Below are 18,293 nucleotides of genomic sequence, written 5' to 3' on the forward strand. Positions count from 1 at the left end.
GCTCAATACGGCTTGAAGTTGGCCGCCACGCGCTGGCGCAGGTAGTCGCCCGCCGTGATGGCCGGGTACTTCTTCGCCGGGCCTTCGATCACCGCATCGCGGTTGGCCTGGCAGAAGAAGGCCACGCTGTAGCGGGGCCCCATGTACTCGCCGGGTTGGGGGTTCTTCACGCGGTGGAAGTTCGAGGGCAGCAGGTCGTCGCTCCAGCGCATCAGCATGTCGCCGATGTTGCAGGTGATGGCCGCCTCGTCGGGCTCCACCGAGGTCCAGGCCTGCGAATCCATCTCCTTGCCCGGGCACACCTGCAGGCCACCCTGGCCCGGGCGCTGGAACAGCAGGGTCAGGCAGTCGAAATCGGTGTGCGCGCCGGCACGCCACAGGTCCAGATGGGCCTGGGCCTCGGGCGGGATGGCGTAGTAATGCAGCAGGCGCAGCGTGCTCTGGTACTCGGGGCTGGCGGGATCGTGCGCACCGGTGAAAAAGTCACTGGCAAAGCCCAGCTTGTCGGCAAAGCACGACAGCACCTTCATGCCCAAGGCCCAGCAGTCGGCCTCGAAGGCCAGCATGGTGGCCTTGAAGCCCGGCAACTCGGCCTCGCTGGGCCACAGGCCCGCCATGTGGGGGCGCGTGATCTGATACGACTCCTTCTGGTCCGGCGTGCCGGTGCTGGGCCGCACCTGGGCCTTGGTCTCCCAGCCCACGTTGTTGGCCTTCTGGTGCGGCCACTGGGCCTTCACGGCATCGGGCAGGGCAAAGAAGCGCTCTGAGGTGGCAAAGGCCTCGCGCACCGCCGCCAGGTCGATGCCGTGGTCCACGATCTGGAAGAAGCCGACGTCCACGGCGGCCGACCACAGCTCATCGGCGATCTGGGCCTTGCGCTGCTCATAGTCGGCCAACGAGATGCGGCGGATCTCACGCTGGCCGGTTTCAGAGCCCAGGGCGCCCATGCGCGACTCCTTGACCAGTTCAGACTGGGCCGAGGCGGTGGGGGAAACAGGGGAATCAGAGGTCATGGAAGACAAAAGGGTGGCAGTGCTCATTCGGGGCTCCTTGAATCGGAATCGGTGGGTGTGACAACACAGCCCGCGCCCCGGAGACACCCGCCCTTTCCATCGGAAGTATTCGATCGAAGACGATCCGAATCGATCCAGCCGGCCGGGCAGGCCCCTGAAGCGCATGCGGGCACCGGCTTCCTGGGAAGCAGGCCCCGCCGGGCCTCAAGAGCAATTCCCGGTCTGCCCCAGGCCCGGCACACCGGCCGGATCGGGCAGCTGAACGCTTCTACTCTTGCCAGCGATCAAGCAGGTTTCAGGCCAGGCCCAGGCGGCCTGACACGCACCAGCGTGGCGCAGAACGCCTCAGGCCGGTGCCGGTTCCTGCGCTGGAGAGGCCCTTGATCGCACTTCGTGCCCTCGTGTGGCGCCCCAGCCGAGGTGGCATGAAAACTGCACCCGGTCCCGCTCAAGAGTAGAAGCGTTCAGCGGCCCAGCCGCCCGGAAATTGCTCTTGAAGTCAGGCGCAGGCCACCGGGTTGCCCCACCCGGTGCAGCGCTGCCTTCAGGATGCGGGCCGGTCGCCCGGGCCGCATCCCGGGAGCGCGCCCGCCCGTGCCTCCCGACCCACGTGCCCCACACGCCACTTGAGGAGTGCTCTTTCCATGCAACGCCGTTCCCTTCTGCGCGCCAGCGCCGCCGCCACACTCGCCGTCACCGCCCCCCTGGTCACCCCCTGGGTGCGCGCCCAGGGCTCGCTGCAGAAATTCAAGTTCAACCTGGGCTGGAAGATCGAAGCCTCGGGCGCCGGCTTTCTGCTGGCCCAGCAACGCGGTTACTACAAGGACGTGGGGCTGGACGTGAGCATCGACACCGGCAACGGCTCGGCCGCCGCCATCAGCCTGGTGGGCAGCGGCGCCTACGACGTGGCCTCGGCCGACCTGTCGACCATGATCGAATTCAACCTGGCCAACCCGACGGCGCAGCTGCTGGCCGTGGCCATCCAGTACGACCTGAACCCCAACTCGATCATCGTGCGCAAGGACGGCCCCATCAAGAAGCCGGCCGATCTGGCCGGCAAGACCTTGCTGGGCCAGCCCTTCAACGCCTCGCGCAAGCTGTTCCCGGCCTTTGCCAAGGCCCAGGGCTTCGACCCCTCGGGCGTGAAGTGGGAGAACGTGTCGCCCGACATCGGCGACACCCGCTTCGTGAAGGGCGACTTCGACGGCGCGGCCTACTTCTTCTTCACCGGCCTGCTCAACCTCAAGGCGCGCGGCATGGGCCCCGAACAGCTCACGGTGTTCCGCTTCTCCGACCTGGGCATGAAGTCTTACGGCAACGGCCTGGTGGCCAACCCCAAGAGCCTGCAGGAACACCCCGACGCCATGAAAGCCTTCGTGAAGGCCACCACCCGCGGCTGGATTGAGGTGATGGCCGACCCGCGTGCCGGCGCCGCCGCCATCAAGACCCGCGAGCCACTGGCCAATGAAGAGCTGGAGTACGAACGCCTCAAGCTGATCGTGGACGGCACCATGAAGACCGCCGACACCCGCGCCAACGGCTGGGGCGCGGCCACCCCGGCACGGCTGCAGGCCACCATCGACGAGACCGTGACCGCCTTCGGCCTCAAGGGCTCGCCCACGCTGGCCGAGTTCTGGACCGACCGCTTCCTGCCCACGGCGGCCGAGCGCAAGCTCAAGGCCTGATCCGCCGCGCCATGCCCCCAGACAGCCGAGCCGCCACCATGCCGCAACTGCCCATCCTGGACCTGACCGATGCCCTGCTGCCGGGCGCCCCGCGCAGCGCCGACGTGGCGCGCCAGTTCGGCGCCGCAGCCCGCGATTCGGGCTTCTTCTACGTGCGCCACCACGGCGTGCCCGAGGCGCTGATCGCGCAGCAGTTCGCCCTGGCCGAGCAACTGCTGACCCTGCCGGCCAGCGTGCGCGAGGCCTTCTCGATCCGCCACTCGCCCTCCTCACGGGGCTTTGAGGCCCTGGGCGCCCAGACCCTGGACGCCCAGGCCCACCCCGACCTCAAGGAAAGCTTCTACTGCGGCCTGGCCTACCCCGACGACCACCCCTATGTGCGCGCCGGCTACCAGACCTACGGCCACAACCAATGGCCGCCGCAGCTGCCCGAGGCGCCGGCCCGCTGCGAGGCCTACATGCAGGCCATGCTGGCCCTGGCCCGCCGCCTGATGCAGCTGATGGCGCTGTCGCTGGGCCTGGCCGAAACCTACTTCGACCCCAGCAACGGCAGCCCCATGGTGACGCTGCGCATGGTGCGCTACCCGCCCCACCCTGAGGGCGCCGACGAGCGCACCTTCGGGGCCGGCGCCCACACCGACTGGGGCGCGCTGACCCTGCTGGCGCAAGACAGCCACGGGGGCCTGGAGGTGTGCACGCCCTCGGGCGAGTGGATCGATGCCACGCCCCTGCCCGGCACCCTGGTGGTCAACCTGGGCGACATGATCCCGCGCTGGACCAACGGGCTGTATCACTCCAACCCGCACCGGGTGCGCAACCGCCACTCGGGCGGGGCGGCCCGGCACTCCATCCCCTTCTTCTACGAGCCCGACTACCTGGCCCCGATCGAGCCCGTGCCCGGCACCGTGGCCCCGGGCGAGACGCCGCGCTACAGCCCCTGCACGGCGGGCGAGCACCTGCGCCAGATGTACCTCAAGACCTACGCGCCCGCGGCCCTCCCACCCTCCACCACACCCGCCACCGCCACCACCTCTGCCCCCGCTGCGCAGGCCACCGCATGAAACTCTGGTTCAACCTGTTCACCCCCGACCCGCAGGCCCTGCTCGACTTCTACCAGGCCCTGCTCGGCCTGCCCGAGGCCGTGGCCAGCCGCTCGCCCATCTACCGGGCGCTGGAGACTGAAGACTTCCAGTTGGGCTTCAATGCCCGCCCGGCCTACGAGCTGCTGGGCCTGCCCGAGCGCGCCCCGGCGCTGGGCAGCGTGCCGCCGGTGACGGCCTACTGCACCTTCATGCTCGACACGGCCGAAGCCGTGAGCCGCTGCGCCGAACGCGTGGCAGACCTGGGCGGGCGCCTGATCAAGCCGCCCTACCCCACCTACTACGGGCAATGGCAGGCGGTGCTGGCCGACCCGCAGCACAACGTGTTCCGGCTCAGCGCCCTGGGCCTGCCAGCGGGGGTGCCCACGCCGGCGTTTCCGCTGCCGGATTGAGGGGGCCTGGCGCCCCACCCCCAGCGGGCCCTGACACGGCAGCCAGAATCCTTGGCGCGGAGGGCCCAAGCGCTCCGAGGCCTCTTCGGCTCACCTACACTCCAACGCATGTCCTGGCACGCCCGACTCGATCTCCAATACCGCCTGCAAGCCAGCCCCGTGGCCTCCGGGGCCAGCGCCGATGCTCCGGCCTCGCGCACCGTGGCCCACCACCAGCATGACGGCCCGCTGCGCATCCTCAAAAGCCTCTACCCCGAGGGCCCGATCTGCCACAACGTGCTGGTGCACCCGCCCGGCGGCCTGGTGGGGGGCGACACGCTGGACATCCGGGTGCAGGTCGAGCCGGGGGCCCACGGCCTGGTGACCACGCCGGGCGCGACACGCTTCTACCGCTCGCTCGGCGAGCCGGCCCTGCAACGCAGCAGCCTGCACCTGGCCGAGGGCGCGCGCCTGGAGTGGCTGCCGCTCGAAGCCCTGGCCTACAACGCCTGCGACGCGCACAACGAGCTGCGCATGCACCTGGCCCCCGGCGCCGAGCTGATGGGCTGGGACATCACCGCCCTGGGCCTGCCCCACGCCAACCAGCCTTTCGAGCAGGGCAGCTTTGCCCAGCACATCGAAGTGCCCGGCGTGTGGCTGGAGCGCGGCCGCATCGCGGCCAGCGACACCCGGCTGCTGCAAAGCCCGCTGGGCCTGGCCGGCCAACGCTGCGTGGGCTCGCTGTTCCTGGTGGCCGGCAGCCCCCTGGGCCGCGCACGCAGCGAGCAGGCCCTGGCCCTGGCCCGCGAAGCCAGTGCCGGCCACACGCTGGCCGACTGGAGCGGCGCCACCTGCCCCAATGAGCAGGTGGTGGTGGTGCGCGTGCTGGGCCCGCAGGTCGAGCCCGTGATGCAGCTGCTGCGCGCCGTCTGGGCGAGCTGGCGCAGCCAGCTGTGGCAACTGGGCAGCACCCCGCCGCGCATCTGGGCCATGTAGGGGTGGCCGGGCCACGCCGGGCCGCGCTGGGCTTAGACTGCCCCGACCCACCGGAGGTCCCGCATGAACCCTTCTGCCGCCGCAGCACACCCTGTGCGCCCCCCCAGCACCGACCTCCAGGTGCTGGCCTTTGACATCTTCGGCACCGTGGTCGACTGGCACGGCAGCATCCGCGCCGAGGTCGAAGCCCTGGCCCCGGGTGTGGACGGCGACGCCTTCGCCAACGCCTGGCGCGCCGGCTACAAGCCGGCCATGGCGCGGGTCATGAGCGGCGAGCTGGGCTGGACCCGCATCGACGAGCTGCACCGCCTGATCCTGGACGAGCTGCTGCCCCGCTTCGGCCTGGCCCAGCTCGACGAGCCGGCGCGCCAGCACCTGAACCGTGCCTGGCACCGGCTGAACCCCTGGCCCGACAGCGTGCCCGGCCTGCACCGGCTGAAGCAGCGCTACACCCTGTGCACGCTGTCCAACGGCAACCTGGGCTTGCTGACGGACATGGCCAAGCGCGCCGGCCTGCCCTGGGACTGCATCCTGAGTGCCGAGGTGTTCCGGGCCTACAAGCCCGACCCGGCCACCTACCTGGGCGTGGCCCGCGTGTTCGACGTGGCCCCCCATCAGGTGATGCTGGTCGCCACCCACCACGACGACCTGGCCGCCGCACGCCAATGCGGCCTGCGCACGGCCTACATCGAGCGCCCGCTGGAGCATGGTGCGGCCCACCCCAAGGACAGCACGCCCCAGCCCGGCAACGAGCTGCACTGCGCCAGCCTGCTGGCCCTGGCAGACCAGCTGGGTTGTTGAATGAACCCGCCGCCGCAGGGGGCGGCCCAGATCAAATCAATTCAGATCGCCACCAACTGGCGCACGCCCTTCTCGGCCATCTCGCTGCCCGGGCCCCGGGCGATCACCTCGCCGCGCTCCATCACCAGGTAGTCGTCGGCCAGTTCTTCGGCAAAGTCGTAGTACTGCTCGCACAGCAGGATGGCCATGTCGCCGCGGTCGGCCAGCATGCGGATCACGCGGCCGATGTCCTTGATGATGCTGGGCTGGATGCCTTCGGTGGGCTCGTCCAGGATCAGCAGGCGCGGCCCGGCAGCCAGGGCCCGGGCGATGGCGAGCTGCTGCTGCTGCCCGCCCGAGAGGTCGCCACCGCGGCGGTGCAGCATCTGCTTGAGCACCGGAAACAGCTCGTACAGCTCGGCCGGTACCGGGGTGCTGCCAGGCTTGTAGGCCAGGCCCATGCGCAGGTTCTCTTCGACCGTGAGGCGGGCAAAGATCTCGCGGCCCTGGGGCACAAAGCCGATGCCGGCCCGGGCCCGTTCATAAGGCGTGGCCTTTTCGATGGCCCGGCCGTCGAACTCGATGCTGCCGGTCTTGATGGGCACCAGGCCCATCAGGCTTTTCAGCAGGGTGGTCTTGCCGACGCCGTTGCGGCCCAGCAGCACGGTGACTTTGCCGAGGGTGGTTTGCAGGCTCACGTCACGCAGGATGTGGGAGCCGCCGTAGTACTGGTTGATGTTCTTGACGGTCAGCATGGTGGGATCTCCGGTGTTACCGGGTTGAGGGATCGAGCGGTCTGCTGCATCTGCTGCGTCGCTGCGCTCTTAAGCTTCTGCTCTTCGGTTGAGGTCGGAGGCCGGGATTGCGCCCCGGCGGGCGCCTCACTTTCTTTGTCTCGCCAAAGAAAGTAAGCAAAGAAAGGCGACCCGACGTGCACGCCCTGCTGCGCAGGGTCCGCTGCGCTGCTCAACTTGGGCGGGGTCTCGCTAAACTCGCTGCGCTCAAACAGACGCGAGCCCTTTATCCGCCCAAGTCTGCGCTGCTCGCCGTGCCCGACGGGAGGTGGGGTACGGGAACCGACGGCTGCTGCTGCGCAGCGACGCCTGTTTGTTTCAATCGGAGGGCGCGGCTGCTTCGCAGCGCGGGGGCACATGGGCGCTCTGCCCAACACATCAAACAGCGACACACCAGCGCCGCTGGATGCACAGGCACTCCTGATTTCGTCAGTACCTTCGCAAGCTCGCCCGCTCCCGATCCCGCTTGCCCCGTGGGGCAGGGCCGAGCAGCGGAGTGCCAGGTGGATAAGGGCTCGCGTCTGTTTGAGCGAAGCGAGTTTAGCGAGACCCCACCTGGCGCGAGCAGCGCAGGGAACCACGAAGTGGCCCTGACTTCGGGTCGCCTTTTCTTTGGCTACTTTCTTTTGGCGAAGCAAAAGAAAGTGGCTCGGCCGCCGGGACGAACCCCCGGCCTCCGCCCTCGAACAAAGAGCAGCAGAAACAGAGCGCAGCGGCAGCACGGAACCTGCAACGAGTGGACAAGGCACAGCATCCATTTGCCCCCCCACCAGAGACGCCCCATCCTCCGCCCAGAAACGAAGAGCAGAAGAAACAGAGCGCAGCGAAGGGCGGACGCCAAACATCAACACGCCCTCACCTCCCAAGGTAAACCTCAATCACCCGCTCATCCGCCTGCACCTGGTCCAGCGTGCCCTGCGCCAACACCGACCCATCACACAACACGGTCACGATGTCGGAAATGGTCCGGATGAAGCTCATGTCATGCTCGACCACCATCAGCGAGTGCTTGCCCTTCAACGTCAGGAACAGCTCGGCCGTGCGGGCCGTCTCTTCATCGGTCATGCCGGCCACGGGCTCGTCGAGCAGCAGCAGCTTGGGGTCCTGCATCAGCAGCATGCCGATCTCCAGCCATTGCTTCTGACCGTGGCTCAGGTTGCCCGAGAGCCGCGACACCGCATCAGCCAGGTGGATGGTGTGCAGCACCTCGGCCAGGCGGTCTTTCTGGGCCGAGTCGAGCTTGAAGAACATCGAGGCGCGCACGCCCTTGTGCGTCTTCAGCGCCAACTCCAGGTTCTCGAACACCGTCAGATGCTCGAACACCGTGGGCTTCTGGAACTTGCGCCCGATGCCCAGCTGGGCGATCTCGGCCTCGCGGTAGCGCAGCAGGTCGATGGTGCTGCCGAAGAACACCTTGCCCTCATCGGGCCGGGTCTTGCCGGTGATGATGTCCATCATCGTCGTCTTGCCCGCACCGTTGGGGCCGATGATGCAGCGCAGCTCGCCCGGGGCGATGTCCAGCGACAGCTTGTTGATGGCCTTGAAGCCGTCAAAGCTCACGCTCACGTCCTCCAGGTAGAGGATGCGGCCGTGGCTCACGTCCACCTCGCCGGGCACCATCACGCGGCCGAAGCCGGCCGTGCGGCCCCCCGATTCGGTGTTGTTCTTGCCACTTTCCAGTGCGGCCATGCGGGCTTCGACGCGGCGCGCGCCCTGCTCCAACAGATCTGGCGTCATTTGCCGCCCCCTTCACGAATCTTCTTCACCAGGCCCACCACACCGTGCGGCAGGTACAGGGTCACCGCGATGAACAGCGCCCCCAGGAAATACAGCCAGAACTCAGGCGCCGTCACGGTCAGCCAGCTCTTGGCGCCGTTGACGATGAAGGCCCCGATCACCGGCCCGATCAAGGTGGCACGCCCGCCCACCGCGGCCCACACGGCCATCTCGATCGAGGCCGCGGTGCTCATCTCGCTGGGGTTGATGATGCCCACCTGGGGCACGTACAAGGCCCCGGCCACGCCGCACATCACGGCCGACAGCGTCCAGATGGTGAGCTTGTAGGGCAGCGGGTTGTAGCCCGAGAACATGACCCGGCTCTCGGCGTCACGGATCGCCTGCAGCACGCGGCCGAACTTGCTGCGGATCAGCCAGCGCGCCATCAGGAAGAAGCCCAGCAGCGTGAGCCCGGTCAGCACGAACAGCGTCATGCGCATGCTGGGGGTGGCGATGGGCAGGCCGAGGATGCGCTTGAAATCGGTGAAGCCGTTGTTGCCACCAAAGCCGGTCTCGTTGCGGAAGAACAGCAGCATGGCCGCGAAGGTCATGGCCTGGGTGATGATCGAGAAGTACACGCCCTTGATGCGCGAGCGGAAGGCGAAGAAGCCGAACACCAGTGCCACCAGGCCGGGCACGAGCACGATCAGCAGCAGCGTGGCCACAAAGCTGTCGGACAGCGCCCAGTGCCAGGGCAGCGCCTTCCAGTCGAGGAACACCATGAAGTCGGGCAGGTCGCTCTTGTAGTTGCCGTCGCGGCCGATCTGGCGCATCAGGTACATGCCCATCACATAGCCGCCCAGGGCGAAGAACAGGCCATGCCCCAGGCTCAGGATGCCGGTGTAGCCCCAGATCAGGTCCATGGCCAGGGCCACGATGGCGTAGCACATGATCTTGCCGATGAGGGCCACGGCGTAGTCGCTGAGGTGCAGGGCGCTGTCGACCGGCACCAGCAGGTTGAGCGCCGGGGCCACCGCGCAGACCACGATCAGGGCCAGCAGAAAGGCGCCCCAACCGGCTCCGGACAGCAAAGGCGCTGGCGCCGGCAGGGTGAACGATGACGGGGAGGAAGTGCGTGAAGAGTGGGTCATGATCATGGTCATTGGATACGCTCCTGGTTCAGGCTTCGGCGGAGCGGCCCTTCATCGCGAAGATGCCTTGCGGGCGCTTCTGGATGAAGACGATGATGAACACCAGCACCGCGATCTTGGCCAGCACGGCCCCGGCGATGCCTTCGAGGAACTTGTTCAGGATGCCCAGGCCGAGCGCGGCGTACACCGTGCCGGCCAACTGGCCCACCCCGCCCAGCACCACCACCATGAACGAGTCCACGATGTAGCCCTGGCCCAGGTCGGGGCCCACATTGCCCACCTGGCTGAGTGCACAGCCGGCCAGACCGGCGATGCCCGAACCCAGCGCGAAGGCGTAGGTGTCGATGCGGGCGGTGTTGACGCCCATGCAGGATGCGATCGGACGGTTCTGCGTGACGCCACGCACAAACAGGCCCAGGCGGGTCTTGCCGATCAGGAAGGCCATGGCCAGCAACACGGCGGCGGCAAAGGCGATGATGATGATGCGGTTCCAGGGCAGTTGCAGATTGCCCATGAGCACCACGCCGCCACTCATCCAGCTGGGGTTTTCCACGCCCACGTTCTGGGCGCCGAAGACCGAGCGCACCAGCTGCATCAGCATCAGGCTGATGCCCCAGGTGGCCAGCAGGGTTTCGAGCGGGCGGCCATACAGGAAGCGCAGCACGCTGCGCTCGAGCACAGCCCCCATCAGGGCCGAGGCGGCAAACGACACCGGCACGGCGGCCAGCAGGTACCAGTCGAAGGCGCCGGGCAGGTACTTCTGGAACAGGCCCTGCACCACATAGGTGGCGTAGGCGCCGATCATCATCAGCTCGCCGTGGGCCATGTTGATCACGCCCATCAGCCCGTAGGTGATGGCCAGGCCCAGGGCCACCAGCAGCAGGATGGAGCCCAGGCTGATGCCCGAGAACAGCGCACCCAGGCGGTCGCTCCAGACCAGCGAGGCCTCGATCCTCTGCAGCGAGACCTGGATCACGCCTTTGACTTCGGGGTCGGTCTCGTCTTTCAGGCGCTCCACCAGCACGGTCTTGGTGCTGGCGTTGTGGCTGTCGCCCAGCAGGCGGGCGGCCTCGACGCGCTTGGCCCGGTCGCTGCTGCCCAGCAGGATGCGGGCACGCACCAACGTGAGTTGGTCCTTCAGGCTGGCCACGGTCTCGCCGGCCAGCGCTTTTTCAATCAGGGGCAGGCGGGCCTCGTCGGTTTCCGCCTCCAGGGTCTTGAGGGCCTCGCGGCGCAGCTTCTCGTCGGGCGAGAGCAGCTTGAGGCCGGCCAGCGCGGCATCAAGCTCGGCGCGCATGCGGTTGTTGTTGATGACGTCTTCGGCATCGTCGGGCAGCGCGCTTTCGGTGCCGGTGGCGGGGTCGATGCCCTTGCCATCACGCACCAGCCAGACCTGCACCGACTTGTCGCCGGCCTTGATCTTGACGGCGTCGTCGGCCAGGGCCTGGATCAGGGCCACGGTCTTGTCGTCGGGGTTGGCCGTGGCCTTGGCCAGGGCTTCAATGCGGGCGTCGGTGTCGCCGGCGGCCAGGGCCTGGGCCAGTGCGGGCTCCAGGGCGTGGGCCTGGAGGCTGGTCAGCACGGCGGCGAGTAAGAGGAGAAATCGGGTCAGCATGGCGCCTCGGCAATCAGGATCGGGCGCCGCACCCGGCAGCCAAGCCGGTGCGGCGCCCAGGGGACCTGCAAGGCGGGTTGCAGGTCGGTCTAAGCGGGGTGGGTGGTCCACCCCGCATCAGGCCTCAGAAGGCTCTCACTTCTTTTCAGGTTCGTCGGCCTTCTTGTCGTTGCCTTCGATGTAGGGGCTCCAGGGCTTGGCCTTGACCGGGCCCGGGGTCTTCCAGACCACGTTGAACTGGCCGTCAGCCTTCACTTCGCCGATGAACACCGACTTGTGCAGGTGGTGGTTCTTTTCATCCATCTTGGACACGATGCCGCTCGGGGCCTTGAAGGTCTGGCCGGCCATGGCGGCGATCACCTTGTCCACATCGGTGCTCTTGGCCTTCTCGACGGCCTGCTTCCACATGTTGATGCCGATGTAGGTGGCTTCCATCGGGTCGTTGGTCAGCGGCTTGTCCTTGTGGCCGGCCACGTTGTGGGCCTTGGCGTAGGCGCTCCACTTCTTGATGAACTCGTCGTTGGTCGGGTTCTTGATCGACATGAAGTAGTTCCAGGCGGCCAGGTGGCCCACCAGCGGCTTGGTGTCCACGCCGCGCAGTTCTTCTTCACCCACCGAGAAGGCCACCACCGGCACGTCCTTGGCCTTCAGGCCGGCGTTGCCCAGTTCCTTGTAGAAAGGCACGTTGGAGTCGCCGTTGATGGTGGACACCACCGCGGTCTTGCCGCCCTGGCTGAACTTCTTGATGTCGGCCACGATGGTCTGGTAGTCGGAGTGGCCGAAGGGGGTGTACTTCTCGTCGATGTCCGATTCCTTCACGCCCTTGCTCTTCAGGTAGGCGCGCAGGATCTTGTTGGTGGTGCGGGGGTACACATAGTCGGTGCCCAGCAGCACCCAGCGCTTGGCCGAGCCGCCGTCCTTGCTCATCAGGTAGTCGACCGCAGGGATGGCCTGCTGGTTGGGAGCGGCACCGGTGTAGAACACGTTCTTGCTCAGCTCTTCACCTTCGTACTGCACCGGGTAGAACAGCAGGCCGTTGAGCTCTTCCACCACCGGCAGCACCGACTTGCGGCTCACCGAGGTCCAGCAGCCGAAGATCACGGCGACCTTGTCCTGGGTCAGCAGCTGCTTGGTCTTCTCGGCGAACAGCGGCCAGTTGGAGGCCGGGTCCACCACCACGGGCTCGAGCTTCTTGCCCAGCACGCCGCCCTTGGCGTTGATTTCTTCAATCGCCATCAGCACGGTGTCTTTCAACACGGTTTCGGAAATGGCCATGGTGCCCGACAGGCTGTGCAGCACGCCGACCTTGATGGTGTCTTCGGCGGCGTGGGCCGGGATGGCGCTGATGCCCGCCAGCGCGACGGCGGCGGTGAGGGCCTTGAGGGTGAAGCGACGTTGCATGAGGGGACTCCGGTTGAGGTTGGATCGTTGCGTCACCGCGGCGGGGGCCAGAGAAATCAGTGACGACGGAAGTGATCGTAGGAACCGGGGGGCGATGCGGAAATACGCCGGGTGGCGTATGCGGTGTCTTGAACCGCCCTTCAGGCTCGGCGGTCCTCGCCCATGAAACGTCGCGTCAATCCAACACAGCTGTCACCCAGAGCAACCTTTGAGCGGCATCAAAAATGCCGCCTGTCGAACAAGGGCCAGCCAAACGCCCCATAATGTTCGATGACGTTTCTGCCAGATTCATCAGTACGTTTCGTCTCGATCCCACTCTTGCCAACACCACCTATCAAGCGATACATGCGCTGCAAGCAACCGTGACAACACCAGCCGTACAACGCCTTGACCGACGGATTTTCCGGGGCTTGTTCGGTTTCTCGGCCTACCTGCTGCCAGCCCTGATCGCGCTGTTGTCCCTGTGGGCGCTCATCAGTTGGCCCTCGATGTATCCCGAGGCGGACTCCAGGAAAGTCACATTTCAGGCGGTGCTCCCTGAGCGCGACCTGACAGATCCCTTGCGCGCGGCGCGCCTGCTGGAGAATGCTCCTCGGGTCGATTTTTTGGACACGCATCTGTCTGAAATGCCTGTCTGGTTTTCATTCCGGATCGACAACCAAAAAAATGAAAAAGATGAAACCATTGAGTTTCCATCTCGCCATTTGACAGAACTGGCGTGCTGGGATTCAGAAAGCTACCGTGCATTGGGCCAGGCCACCAGGGAAGGCACCCAGGGAGAGCTGCAGGCCATCCGAAGCGGCTTCTCCTATACACCGGACAGCACCGACCCCACGATCGGCTTGCTTTGCAAAGCCCGGTTCATCGGCCCCGCCCGCCTCACTGTGGAGCTTTGGAAAAAATCAGAGCTCGACAAGGCTGCACGGGTCTATGAGCACAACTCGGCCTTGCTCGACGGGGGCCTCATCGTGCTGTCGCTGTTCGTGTTCATCACGGCCCTGATCAACCGCAACAGCACCTATTTGCTGTTTTCCGTCTGGCTGATCGTCAATCTCCGGATGGGTGCCCTGTCGGCTGGCTGGGACGTGCAATGGCTGGGGCGTGTGATTCCGCATGAAGTGCTGCTGCGCATCCGACTGATCACGGTGGCGCTCCAGTACGCGGTGACCTACACCCTGTACCGCAAGCTTTTCCACGACCACCTGGATCGTGTGGGGTATCAGCCTTTGCTGAGACTGGCGCAATGGAGCTGCTTGCCGCTGCTGGCCATGTCCTTGGTGCTGTCCTACCAAGTCTTCCTGCCCATTGTCTGGGTAGCGGTGAGCCTTGGGGCCGCCACATTGGTCTTTTTTGTATTTCGCATCTTGATGCAAACCCGGTCACCGGTGGCCGTCTGGTACGGCGCCTCGATCATGATCATGCTGGCGGCCAGCGTCTATGAAGTGGCTGCTGCTGCGATGGGCATCAAGTCCTTGATCGGCTCGGTCAACAGTGTGACTGCAGCGCTGTCGTCCAGCCTGCTCGCATCGCTGGCCATCGCGGCCCAGATGCGTGAAGAGCACCATCACCGTTTGCAGGCCCAGGCAGAATTGCAGCACGCCTACACAGTGATCCCGATTGGCCTGTTCACGCTCAATCTGGACGGCGAATTCCTGAGTGCCAACCCGGCGCTGCAGAGCCTGCTGGGCCCCGCTGTGCTGGCTCCGGGCAGCAAGCGCTGGGATCAGTACTTCCCCCGAGACAGCTGGCATCGCCTGCTGCACATGCTGGACGCCCAGACCGATGCCGAAATCGAATTGGAAAGCACTCGCGAGGGAAGAAATGCGGAAAGCAAGAAATTTCTGATCAAGGCCACCTTGGCTGGCGACCGGATTGAAGGCTCACTGGAAGACATCACGGAACGTGCTCGCGCCACGGCACGCCTGCAATACCTGGCGCACCATGACCCCCTGACCAAGATACTGAACCGCACCGGCATCCAAGGCGTGCTGGAGGATGCACTCAATCGCACCCAAGGCACAGAGACCTTGACGCTGGCCTATCTGGATCTGGATCGTTTCAAACTGATCAACCATCTTTACGGTCACGCCGCAGGCGATGAAATCCTGCGCCAGGTCTCTGCACGGGTGACCAACATGCTCACGGGCACCATGCAACTGGGTCGCATGGGCGGCGATGAATTCCTGCTCACGATGCCGGACACCCGGATTGCCCACGCCACACTGCTGTGCCAAGGCATCGTCAACAGCATCAGCAGCCGCCCTTACAAGGTGGGAGACCACGCCTTCCATGTGCGCGGCTCCATTGGCTTGATCGAGGTGGCGCGCGGGACGTCCTCCAAAGATGCCATCTCGACCGCGGACCGCGCATGCCGGGAGGCCAAGGTCAGTCACGGCAGCCACCTCGTGGTGTTCGAGCGCGACTCCAAGCTCTTCCAGGCCCATGATGCCGAAATGCGATTGGTGGGACAGTTGTCGGCCACCAGCACGGTGCCCGATGGGCTGTACCTTGAAATGCAGCCCATCATGTCGCTGCAGCGTCCGATGGACTCCCTCAATTTCGAGGTTCTGCTGCGCATGCGTGATGCCAACGGCCAGATCGTGCCCACGCCCCGCCTGATTGCGGCCGCCGAATACGCAGGTCGCATGGGCGTGATCGACCGCTGGGTTCTGTCCCAAAGCCTGAGCTGGCTCAGTGCGCATCAGGCTGACTTGAAGAACACTCTTTTTGTCTGCATGAACCTGAGCGGAGCCTCTCTCAATGATGAGCGCTTCGTTCAGGAAGTCAGCCGACTTTTGGAGGCCTACCCCGAGGTGGCCCCGTCGATCTGCCTGGAGATCACCGAGAGCATTGCGCTGCATGACCTGGAAAACACGCGCCGCTTCATCGACCGGGTTCGCGGCCTGGGGGCCAAAGTTGCCCTGGATGATTTCGGTGCCGGATACACCTCGTTTTCCTACCTCAAGGACCTGCCTGCCGATCTGCTGAAGATTGACGGCAGCTTCATCGTCAACATGAACCAGCACCCGGCCAACGTCGCCATTGTCGAAGCCATCGTCAACCTGGCCCGCAACCTGGGCATGAAGACGATTGCGGAGTGGGCGGAGGATTTCGCCACGGTCCAAGCCCTGGCCGAAGCCGGCGTGGACTATGTGCAAGGCTACGCCATCGCCCGATCGATGGCGCCGGAAGACATTCTGACCGCCCAGTCCTCCGGGCACTTCGTGGCCGAAAACGTCATGGCTCAATACCAGCAGACGTTGAAGGACACGAGACTGGAAACGGGGCTGTCATTGCCCTCACGCCTTCACTGAGGCAGCCTGGCCGCAGTGCCGAGGCTGGAAGGCTTCGGTGAAGGTTTGACCGTACTGACGTCAGGACCGGGCTGATCCAGCATCAGGTCCGGGTGCTGCGTCTGCACCATGAATTTGTAAAGCGGATGCCCTGCGCGTGCCCAACGTGCCTCCGCAGTCGCCACGTCAAAGCACATGATGCGATGGGGCAGGTTGCTGACGTGGCGCAGTGGTACATAGCCCTGACCAGGAAACACGTCCTGGAAGAGCAAGCGCTGGTATTGGCGGTCGATCGGTGAACGCCCTGCAATCACCATCCAGTCAATGCCGGAATTCAGGCAATACAGATAGAAGGCCTTGAACAACACCGTCTTCACGAGGTGCCCAGTCATGCCTTCGGTCACGCCCAGCCGGGCGGCTTCCGCGGAATTGCCTTGGCACAACCAATCCGGCAACTGAACCGACTGCTCCAGTGGGAGTGGGTCGCGGCGGTTGGTGTGAATCCGGATGGTGCCCAGCGGCGAGCCATCCAGCCGAGACTCCGCCAGCAGCACGGCGCACTCATCGCTGAAGTCCGACAACTCAGGCTGGCGAAGCTGTTCGGCAAACTCGGGCAGGTGCCGCGCATAGGCCGCATGACGGACCGCCACCGCCTTGGCCAACTCGTGCTCGGTGCGCACCAGGCGCACCGTGAAAGGAAGCCGCTCCTCCGACATGACCATCACCCCATCGCCATGCGCTGGGAAGGTTTGTGGAAGTGTGCCCGACATGCGGATTTCCGAAGCCGGGAACGGGTTGATCACTGCAGCCATGAAGGCCTCCTATGGGAATGGGTGTGGGTGGGAGAAGAAAGGCACGCATCCACTCTAGAGTGGAAGCTCTACTTGCAAGCCCGCGAAAACGGCTAGGAAAGTGCCCCAATTCAGGGAGCGCACAAAATTGATGAAAGTCAAAATGAGGAGCGCATTGCGTCTCGCGCATAACCCTCTGCACATCCGGCATGAACGGCGCGGCATAACCCGCTTCACGGCGTGCATAACCCTTGGCGGTCGGGTGGCCCCAGGCGTACCGTAGAGGCTCTGTTCACCCAAGCGAGACCCGCATGAATCAGCCCCTCTCCTACGTCCACCCCACCGCCAACAGCCCCTGGGGAACCTACCTGTCCCAAGTCGACCGCGTGCTGCCCTACCTGGGCCACCTGGCTCGCTGGTCGGAAACCCTGAAGCGCCCCAAGCGCGCCCTGATCGTGGACGTGCCGATCGAGATGGACGATGGGCGCATCGCCCACTTCGAGGGCTACCGCGTGCAGCACAACCTGTCGCGCGGCCCCGGCAAGGGCGGTGTGCGCTTCCACCCCGATGTCACGCTGGAAGAGGTGATGGCCCTGTCGGCCTGGATGACCGTGAAGTGCGCGGCCGTGAACCTGCCCTATGGCGGCGCCAAGGGCGGCATCCGTGTCGACCCCAAGCTGCTGTCGCAGCAAGAGCTTGAAAAAGTCACCCGCCGCTACACCAGCGAGATCGGCGTGATCATCGGCCCGCAACAGGACATCCCGGCGCCCGACGTCAACACCAACGCCCAGATCATGGCGTGGATGATGGACACCTACTCGATGAACACCGGCACCACCGCCACCGGCGTGGTCACGGGCAAGCCCATTCACCTGGGTGGCTCGCTGGGCCGGGTCAAGGCCACCGGCCGCGGCGTGTTCGTCACCGGTCGCGAAGCCGCCCGCCGCCTGGGCCTGAACCTGCAGGGGGCACGCGTGGCCGTGCAGGGCTTTGGCAACGTGGGCTCGGTGGCCGCTGAGCTGTTTGCCGAAGCCGGCGCCAAGATCGTGGCGGTGCAGGACCACACCGGCACCATCTACAACCCCAATGGCCTGAACATGGCGCAGCTCCTGCCCCAGTCACGCGCCAAGGGCGTGGCCGGCTTTGCCGGCGCCGAAGCGATTGCCGACGAAGAGTTCTGGGATCTGCCGGTGGACATCCTGATCCCCGCCGCCCTGGAAGGCCAGATCACCGCGGCCCGCGCCCAGCGCCTCAAGGCCCGCCTGGTGCTCGAAGGCGCCAACGGCCCCACCGTGCCCGAGGCCGACGACATCCTGGCCAGCCGCGGTGTGCTGGTGGTGCCCGACGTGATCTGCAATGCCGGCGGCGTGACCGTGAGCTACTTCGAGTGGGTGCAGGATTTCTCCAGCTTCTTCTGGGACGAGGACGAGATCAACCAACGCCTGGACCGCATCATGGGCAATGCCCTGCAGCAGATCTGGGACACGGCCGACCGCCACAAGATCACGCTGCGCACCGCCACCTTTGCCGTGGCCTGCGAGCGCATCCTGACGGCCCGCCAGGAACGCGGCCTCTACCCCTGAGCGC

The 18,293-nt window shown here is 65.7% G+C and carries 14 protein-coding genes; 7 read left to right on the top strand and 7 right to left on the bottom strand.

Translation table 11 applies throughout. The annotated features are described in order from the left end of the window. Positions 1-2: 2 nt before the first annotated feature. Entirely contained in the window at positions 3-1,013 is a 1,011-nt protein-coding gene (locus L880_RS0126405) for an isopenicillin N synthase family dioxygenase (protein WP_027478152.1), read from the bottom strand. A gap of 644 nt (positions 1,014-1,657) precedes the next feature. On the opposite strand from L880_RS0126405, the gene L880_RS0126410 reads away from it, so the two are divergent. From L880_RS0126410 to L880_RS0126430, 5 genes are all read left to right on the top strand, one after another. After that, entirely contained in the window at positions 1,658-2,698 is a 1,041-nt protein-coding gene (locus L880_RS0126410) for an ABC transporter substrate-binding protein (RefSeq protein WP_027478153.1), read from the top strand. A gap of 11 nt (positions 2,699-2,709) precedes the next feature. Further along, positions 2,710-3,759 (top strand): isopenicillin N synthase family dioxygenase, encoded by a 1,050-nt coding sequence (locus L880_RS33715; protein ID WP_245615384.1) that lies wholly within the window; start codon positions 2,710-2,712, stop codon positions 3,757-3,759. Then, positions 3,756-4,190 carry a VOC family protein gene (locus L880_RS0126420; RefSeq protein ID WP_027478154.1) on the top strand — a complete coding sequence of 145 codons (435 nt, stop codon included), beginning with the start codon at positions 3,756-3,758 and terminating at the stop codon, positions 4,188-4,190. The genes L880_RS33715 and L880_RS0126420 overlap by 4 nt, the downstream gene beginning before the upstream one ends. A gap of 108 nt (positions 4,191-4,298) precedes the next feature. After that, a complete protein-coding gene (locus tag L880_RS0126425) occupies positions 4,299-5,165 on the top strand; it encodes an urease accessory protein UreD (RefSeq protein ID WP_027478155.1) in 867 nt (288 codons plus the stop codon). A gap of 63 nt (positions 5,166-5,228) precedes the next feature. Next, positions 5,229-5,966 carry a haloacid dehalogenase type II gene (locus L880_RS0126430; RefSeq protein WP_051443616.1) on the top strand — a complete coding sequence of 246 codons (738 nt, stop codon included), beginning with the start codon at positions 5,229-5,231 and terminating at the stop codon, positions 5,964-5,966. Between the two features lie 41 nt (positions 5,967-6,007). Here the strand turns inward: L880_RS0126430 and urtE are convergent, their stop codons facing one another. The 5 genes from urtE to urtA all read right to left on the bottom strand — a co-directional run bounded on the left by urtE (position 6,008) and on the right by urtA (position 12,622). After that, on the bottom strand, positions 6,008-6,700 hold the full coding sequence (gene urtE / locus L880_RS0126435; RefSeq protein ID WP_019574793.1) for an urea ABC transporter ATP-binding subunit UrtE: 693 nt from the start codon (positions 6,698-6,700) through the stop codon (positions 6,008-6,010). An 894-nt stretch (positions 6,701-7,594) separates the two neighbouring features. Beyond that, entirely contained in the window at positions 7,595-8,476 is an 882-nt protein-coding gene (gene urtD, locus L880_RS0126440) for an urea ABC transporter ATP-binding protein UrtD (RefSeq protein WP_019574794.1), read from the bottom strand. Further along, complete coding sequence (gene urtC, locus L880_RS0126445; RefSeq protein ID WP_051443652.1) at positions 8,473-9,606, bottom strand: urea ABC transporter permease subunit UrtC; 1,134 nt, start codon at positions 9,604-9,606, stop codon at positions 8,473-8,475. Before urtC ends, urtD begins: the two co-directional genes overlap by 4 nt. A gap of 28 nt (positions 9,607-9,634) precedes the next feature. After that, complete coding sequence (gene urtB / locus L880_RS0126450; protein ID WP_027478158.1) at positions 9,635-11,221, bottom strand: urea ABC transporter permease subunit UrtB; 1,587 nt, start codon at positions 11,219-11,221, stop codon at positions 9,635-9,637. Positions 11,222-11,356: 135 nt separating this feature from the next. Further along, on the bottom strand, positions 11,357-12,622 hold the full coding sequence (gene urtA, locus L880_RS0126455; protein ID WP_027478159.1) for an urea ABC transporter substrate-binding protein: 1,266 nt from the start codon (positions 12,620-12,622) through the stop codon (positions 11,357-11,359). A 263-nt stretch (positions 12,623-12,885) separates the two neighbouring features. Here urtA and L880_RS33720 point away from each other — a divergent pair, with 263 nt between their 5' ends. Beyond that, positions 12,886-15,936, top strand: coding sequence for an EAL domain-containing protein (locus L880_RS33720; RefSeq protein WP_084461681.1), 3,051 nt, complete (start codon positions 12,886-12,888; stop codon positions 15,934-15,936). Here L880_RS33720 and L880_RS33725 read toward each other — a convergent pair. Then, the gene (locus L880_RS33725) at positions 15,930-16,727 is read right to left on the bottom strand and encodes a hypothetical protein (protein WP_051443617.1); all 798 of its coding nucleotides are present in this window, start codon (positions 16,725-16,727) and stop codon (positions 15,930-15,932) included. The two genes, L880_RS33720 and L880_RS33725, sit on opposite strands and share 7 nt — an antisense overlap. 290 nt (positions 16,728-17,017) lie before the next feature. Between L880_RS33725 and L880_RS0126470 the strand changes: the two genes are divergently transcribed. After that, positions 17,018-18,289: a Glu/Leu/Phe/Val family dehydrogenase gene (locus L880_RS0126470; RefSeq protein WP_027478160.1), complete on the top strand. Its 1,272-nt coding sequence runs from the start codon at positions 17,018-17,020 to the stop codon at positions 18,287-18,289. The last annotated feature ends 4 nt before the right edge of the window (positions 18,290-18,293 follow it).

This window comes from Curvibacter gracilis ATCC BAA-807, from assembly GCF_000518645.1.
Classification (GTDB): domain Bacteria; phylum Pseudomonadota; class Gammaproteobacteria; order Burkholderiales; family Burkholderiaceae_C; genus Curvibacter; species Curvibacter gracilis.

Excerpts from the sequence above, each read along its gene's own strand:
- L880_RS0126405 (WP_027478152.1), bottom strand. The coding sequence starts at position 1,013 with ATGACCTCTGATTCCCCTGTTTCCCCCACCGCCTCGGCCCAGTCTGAA.
- L880_RS0126410 (WP_027478153.1), top strand. The coding sequence starts at position 1,658 with ATGCAACGCCGTTCCCTTCTGCGCGCCAGCGCCGCCGCCACACTCGCC.
- L880_RS33715 (WP_245615384.1), top strand. The coding sequence starts at position 2,710 with ATGCCCCCAGACAGCCGAGCCGCCACCATGCCGCAACTGCCCATCCTG.
- L880_RS0126420 (WP_027478154.1), top strand. The coding sequence starts at position 3,756 with ATGAAACTCTGGTTCAACCTGTTCACCCCCGACCCGCAGGCCCTGCTC.
- L880_RS0126425 (WP_027478155.1), top strand. The coding sequence starts at position 4,299 with ATGTCCTGGCACGCCCGACTCGATCTCCAATACCGCCTGCAAGCCAGC.
- L880_RS0126430 (WP_051443616.1), top strand. The coding sequence starts at position 5,229 with ATGAACCCTTCTGCCGCCGCAGCACACCCTGTGCGCCCCCCCAGCACC.
- urtE (WP_019574793.1), bottom strand. The coding sequence starts at position 6,700 with ATGCTGACCGTCAAGAACATCAACCAGTACTACGGCGGCTCCCACATC.
- urtD (WP_019574794.1), bottom strand. The coding sequence starts at position 8,476 with ATGACGCCAGATCTGTTGGAGCAGGGCGCGCGCCGCGTCGAAGCCCGC.
- urtC (WP_051443652.1), bottom strand. The coding sequence starts at position 9,606 with ATGACCCACTCTTCACGCACTTCCTCCCCGTCATCGTTCACCCTGCCG.
- urtB (WP_027478158.1), bottom strand. The coding sequence starts at position 11,221 with ATGCTGACCCGATTTCTCCTCTTACTCGCCGCCGTGCTGACCAGCCTC.
- urtA (WP_027478159.1), bottom strand. The coding sequence starts at position 12,622 with ATGCAACGTCGCTTCACCCTCAAGGCCCTCACCGCCGCCGTCGCGCTG.
- L880_RS33720 (WP_084461681.1), top strand. The coding sequence starts at position 12,886 with ATGTTCGATGACGTTTCTGCCAGATTCATCAGTACGTTTCGTCTCGAT.
- L880_RS33725 (WP_051443617.1), bottom strand. The coding sequence starts at position 16,727 with ATGGCTGCAGTGATCAACCCGTTCCCGGCTTCGGAAATCCGCATGTCG.
- L880_RS0126470 (WP_027478160.1), top strand. The coding sequence starts at position 17,018 with ATGAATCAGCCCCTCTCCTACGTCCACCCCACCGCCAACAGCCCCTGG.